Source organism: Sphingopyxis sp. (assembly GCF_035250425.1).
In the GTDB taxonomy this organism is placed as follows: domain Bacteria; phylum Pseudomonadota; class Alphaproteobacteria; order Sphingomonadales; family Sphingomonadaceae; genus Sphingopyxis.
This window is the reverse complement of sequence record NZ_DATFFD010000003.1, coordinates 1-5,017: the sequence shown is the minus strand read 5'-3', so window position 1 is coordinate 5,017 and position 5,017 is coordinate 1. Positions and strand designations below refer to the sequence as shown.

Here is a 5,017-nt window from a genome sequence, read left to right as displayed (position 1 = left end):
AAGGTCACGCCCAGGTCGAGCATGATCCATTTGCCGTCACAGCCATAGAGATTGGCGTTCATGCCGATCTCGCCCGATCCGCCCAATGCGAGGAAAAGCAGCTCCTTACCCGGAGTCGTCATATTTTTGGCTTCCATTGATGATAGAGGTGCATCAGCCCGTTCAGCGTCAGGTCGGGTTCAATACGATCGAACAGGTGTCCCTGTTCCTGAAAAAGTGTCGCAAGGCCGCCCGTCGCGATGACGGTGAGCGGCTTGCCGATTTCGGCCTTCATCCGCGCGATCAGCCCTTCCATCATCGAGACATAGCCCCAATAGACGCCGATCAGCATCTGGCTTTCGGTAGTGCGCCCGATAACGCTGCCCGTTGCCGGCGCCTCGATCGCGATGCGCGGCAGTTTCGCCGCCGCCGCGACGAGCGCCTCGAGCGAGAGATTGACCCCCGGCGCGATGATGCCGCCCATATAAGCGCCGTCGGGACCGATATGGTCGAGCGTCGTCGCGGTGCCAAAGCTGATGACGAGCTTGTCCTGCCCGGCCGCGACCGCCTGCGCCGAAATCGCGTTGACCGCGCGGTCGGCACCGACAGACTGCTGTTCGTCGACCCTGAGCGCGATGCCCCAGGTCACGGGTTCGCGCCCCGCAACCAGCGCGTCGACGCCAAAATATTTATGCGCGAGCAGCTGGAGATTGTGGAGCGCGCGCGGCACGACGGTCGAGATGATGACCGCTTCGACATCGGCGCGGTCGTGCCCCTCGATCCGCATCAGCTGGTCGAGCCACACCATATATTCGTCGGCGGTGCGCCGGTCGTCGGTCGCGATGCGCCAGCGCGCGAGCAACTCGGTGCCGCGAAACAGCGCGAATTTGGCGTTGGTGTTGCCGACGTCGATCGCGAGCAGCACGGTCAATTCCCCTCCTCGACGGGTCGTTGCAGTTCGACATCGCCCGCGTGGATCAGCATGACCTCTCCGCCGCCGCGGCGCAAGCGCAGCGCCCCGTCGGGCGCGAGGCCGTCGAATGTCCCGTCGATCCCCAGTTCCGATACGCGCAGCGGCGTGCCGATCGGGTGCGCCTGCGCCGTCCAGGCGGCGGTGATGCGGTCGATCCCTTCGTGCCGCCACGTCCACAACGCATCGGTCAGCGCGACCGCGAGCACCTCGGCAAAACGGTCGCGATCGATCGACACACCCTTGTCGGCAAAACAGACGGTCGGGCGGTCGGGCAATTCGGGCGCCGAAACCAGATTGACACCCATACCGATGACGATGCTATCGCCCGCGCGTTCGAGCAGAATGCCGGTGCATTTGACGCCATCGATCAGCAGGTCGTTCGGCCATTTCAGGCGGGCGTCGACATCCGGCGCGAGCGTCGCGACCGCCTTCGCCAAAGCGACGCCGGCGACGAGCGACAGGCCCGCCGGCGACGGATCACCCGCGGTCAGGTGAACCACTGTCGATCCCATGAAATTGCCCTGCCCGTCGCCCCACGCGCGGCCCAAGCGCCCACGTCCGGCGGTTTGACGATCGGCAACCAGCCAATGACCCTCACCGACATGCTCGCCGCCTGCCAGCCGCGCCAGCAGGTCGGCGTTGGTCGAACCTGTCTGCGCGAGACGCTCGATCGGCGGTATCAGAACAGCACCGCTGCGGCGCTGGCCGATACCATCGCCAGCACGGGAATGAAGAGATAGCCGATGACCGAGAGCCACAGCGCGCTCGCAGTGATCACCGCATCCTCGGCGATCGCGCCGCCGCCCTTCGGGAATTCGGTGTCCGACTTGTCGTCGAAATACATCATCTTGATGATCGCGATATAATAGAATGCACCAATCACCGAGGCGACGATACCCGCGACCGCCAGCGGCACGAGGTTCGCGTTCACCGCGGCCTCGAACACCAGATACTTCGGCCAGAAGCCAAAGAGCGGCGGGATGCCGGCGAGGCTGAACATGAACACCGCCATCGCTGCCGCGAGGCCCGGACGCCGCTGCGACAGCCCGGCGAGCGCGGGAATGCTCTCGACCTGGTTGCCGTCGGCGTCGCGCAGCTGGAGTACGACGAGGAAGGCGCCGAGCGTGGTGACGACATAGACGAGCAGATAGGTCAGTACGCCCTCGACTCCCTGCTGCGTTCCCGCGGCGAGGCCGATCAGCATGAAGCCGACATTGTTGATCGACGAATAGGCGAGCAGGCGCTTGATATTCTTCTGCCCGATCGCGCCGACCGCGCCGAGGATGATCGAGGCGAGCGCGAGGAAGATGATGATCTGTTGCCACGCGCCGACCGCGGGGCCCATCGCGTCGATCACGACGCGCGTCATCAGCGCCATCGCCGCCACCTTGGGGGCGCTGGCGAAGAAGGTCGTCACCGGGGTCGGCGCGCCTTCATAGACATCGGGGGTCCACATGTGGAACGGCACGGCGCTGATCTTGAAGCCGAGGCCCGCGAGCACGAACACGATGCCGAAGATCAGCCCGATGTTCATCTCGCCGCCGAGCACCTTTGCGATACCGGCGAAATCGGTTGTGCCGGTGAAGCCGTAAAGCAGCGAGATGCCGTAGAGCAGCATGCCCGACGCCAGCGCGCCAAGGACGAAATATTTGAGGCCGGCTTCGGTCGATCGTTCATCGGTGCGCATGAAGCTGGCGAGCACGTAAGCCGCCAAACTGTTGAGCTCGAGCCCGACGTAGAGCGTCATCAGGTCGCGCGACGAGGCCATGATGCCCATGCCGAGCGCCGCGAACAGGATGAGCGTCGGATATTCGGCGCGCATCCCGCCATTGAAGAAGCGCGGCGCGACGATGATGCAGACGAAGCTCGCGGCGTAGATCAGCAGCTTGGCGAACCCGCCGAAGCTGTCGACCGACAGCGTGCCCGAGAATACGGTCGCGTCGACGCCGAACAGCGCAACCACGGCGGCCGCGGCGGCCGCCAGCGTCAGCAGCGAGCTGAGCTGATAGAGCCCGACATTGCGGTCACCGAAGAAGGTGCCGAGCATCAGCGTGATGAGCCCGCCGATCGTCAGGATCAGTTCGGGCCAGATAAGCATCAGGTCGGCGGTCATTGGGCGCCTCCTGCATGGCTCGATCCGTGCGCGGTTTCACCGTGTGCCTTGGCAGGCTTCGGCTTGCCGGCGGCGAGGTGAGCGTCACCCGCGGGCTTCGCCGGCGCCAAACGCGCAACCACAGTGGTCACGTCGCCGCGCATCGGCGCGAGGAAGCTTTCAGGATAGACCCCCATCCACAGCGCCACGGCAGCCAGCGGCGCCATGATCGCCCATTCGCGTGCGGTCAGGTCGGGCATCGCCTTCACATCGTCCTTGGTCAGTTCGCCGAACACGACGCGGCGGTAGAGGTAGAGCATATATGCGGCGCCGAGAATAATGCCGGTGGTGCACACGAAAGCGACCCAGCTCGAGGCTTCATAAATGCCCGCGAGGCTCAGGAATTCGCCGACGAAGCCGCTGGTGCCCGGCAGGCCGATCGACGCCATGGTGAACAGCATGAAGAACAGCGCATAGGCCGGCATGTTCACCGCGAGGCCGCCGTAGCGGTCGATCTCGCGCGTGTGGAGCCGGTCGTAGATCACCCCGACGCAGAAGAAGAGCGCGGCCGAAACGACACCATGGCTGAGCATGATGATCAGCGCGCCTTCGATCCCCTGCTGGTTGAACGCGAACAGGCCCGCGGTGACGATCGCCATATGCGCGACCGACGAGTAAGCGATCAGCTTCTTCATGTCGCTCTGCGCCAGCGCGACGAGGCTGGTGTAGACCACCGCGATCATCGACAGTCCGAACACAATCCACATCAGCTGCGCCGACGCATCGGGGAACATCGGCATCATGAACCGGATGAAGCCATAGGCGCCGAGCTTCAGCAGCACGCCGGCGAGGATCATCGAGCCCGCGGTCGGCGCCTGCACATGCGCGTCGGGAAGCCAGGTGTGGACGGGCCACATCGGCATCTTGACCGCGAGGCTGGCGAAGAAGGCGAGCCACAGCCATGTCTGCATCTGAACCGGGAAGTCATAGTTCAGCAGCGTCGGGATGTCGGTCGTGCCCGCTTCGGCGATCATCGCGATGATCGCGATCAGCATCAGCACCGATCCGAGCAGTGTGTAGAGGAAGAATTTGAACGCCGCATATTTGCGGTTCGCGCCGCCCCAGATGCCGATGATGAAATACATCGGGATCAGGCCGGCTTCGAAGAAGATGTAGAACAGCAGCAGATCCTGCGCGCAGAACACGCCGATCATGATCGTTTCCATGACCAGGAACATTGCCATGTAGAGGCCGACGCGCTGCTTGATCGCGTCCCAACTGGCGAGGATGCAAAGCGGCATCAGGAAGACGCTGAGCATGATGAGCATCAGCGCCATGCCGTCGATACCGAGAGCATATTGGAAACGGCCGAACAGGTCGGCGCGCTCAGTGAACTGCCACTGCGCCCCACCAATATCGAACTGCGCCCACATCACGCAACCGAGGACAAAGGTCGCGAGCGTCGCACCGAGCGCGACCCAGCGCGACATCTTGTCACCAACGAACAGGCAAAGGATGGCGGCGACCGCGGGGACCGCCAGCATCAGCGAAAGGATCGGGAAACCGCTCACAGGAAATTCACCATGGCCCAGCTGGCGAGGCCGACAAGACCGAGCAGCATCACAAACGCATATCCATAAACATAACCCGATTGCAGCCGGACCGCGAGACGGGTCCCCCCAGCGACGAGCGCCGCGGCGCCATCGGGACCGAAGCGGTCGATGGTGCCTTCATCCCCGCGCTTCCAGAAGAAGCGTCCGATCGCGAAGGCGGGCTTCACGAAGAGGATGTTGTAGAGCTCGTCGAAATACCATTTGTTGTACAGGAACTGGTGGAGCAGCTTGAACTGCGCCACGAAGCGCGCCGGCAGACTGGTGTTGCGGATATAGCTGTTCCACGCGAGGAACAGGCCGATCGCCATCACGGTGAACGGCATCCATTTGACCCACCACGGCACTTCATGCGCGGCGTGC

The 5,017-nt window shown here is 63.7% G+C and carries 4 protein-coding genes and 1 pseudogene; all 5 read right to left on the bottom strand.

The window, feature by feature from the left end; genetic code table 11:
* Positions 1 to 118 precede the first annotated feature (118 nt).
* Positions 119 to 904: a type III pantothenate kinase gene (locus tag VJ811_RS00145; protein ID WP_324070003.1), complete on the bottom strand. Its 786-nt coding sequence runs from the start codon at positions 902 to 904 to the stop codon at positions 119 to 121.
* A 2-nt stretch (positions 905 to 906) separates the two neighbouring features.
* Positions 907 to 1,710, bottom strand: a complete 804-nt coding sequence (locus VJ811_RS00140; protein ID WP_324070001.1) for a biotin--[acetyl-CoA-carboxylase] ligase — start codon at positions 1,708 to 1,710, stop codon at positions 907 to 909.
* Complete coding sequence (gene nuoN / locus VJ811_RS00135) at positions 1,632 to 3,065, bottom strand: NADH-quinone oxidoreductase subunit NuoN (protein WP_324069999.1); 1,434 nt, start codon at positions 3,063 to 3,065, stop codon at positions 1,632 to 1,634. The genes VJ811_RS00140 and nuoN overlap by 79 nt, the downstream gene beginning before the upstream one ends.
* On the bottom strand, positions 3,062 to 4,615 hold the full coding sequence (locus VJ811_RS00130; protein WP_324069996.1) for an NADH-quinone oxidoreductase subunit M: 1,554 nt from the start codon (positions 4,613 to 4,615) through the stop codon (positions 3,062 to 3,064). Before VJ811_RS00130 ends, nuoN begins: the two co-directional genes overlap by 4 nt.
* Positions 4,612 to 5,017, bottom strand: a pseudogene (locus tag VJ811_RS00125) (NADH-quinone oxidoreductase subunit L); the annotation flags it as partial. The pseudogene VJ811_RS00125 and the gene VJ811_RS00130, both read right to left, overlap by 4 nt.

Coding starts and splice junctions, on each gene's coding strand:
- nuoN (WP_324069999.1), bottom strand. CDS start 3,065: ATGACCGCCGACCTGATGCTTATCTGGCCCGAACTGATCCTGACGATC.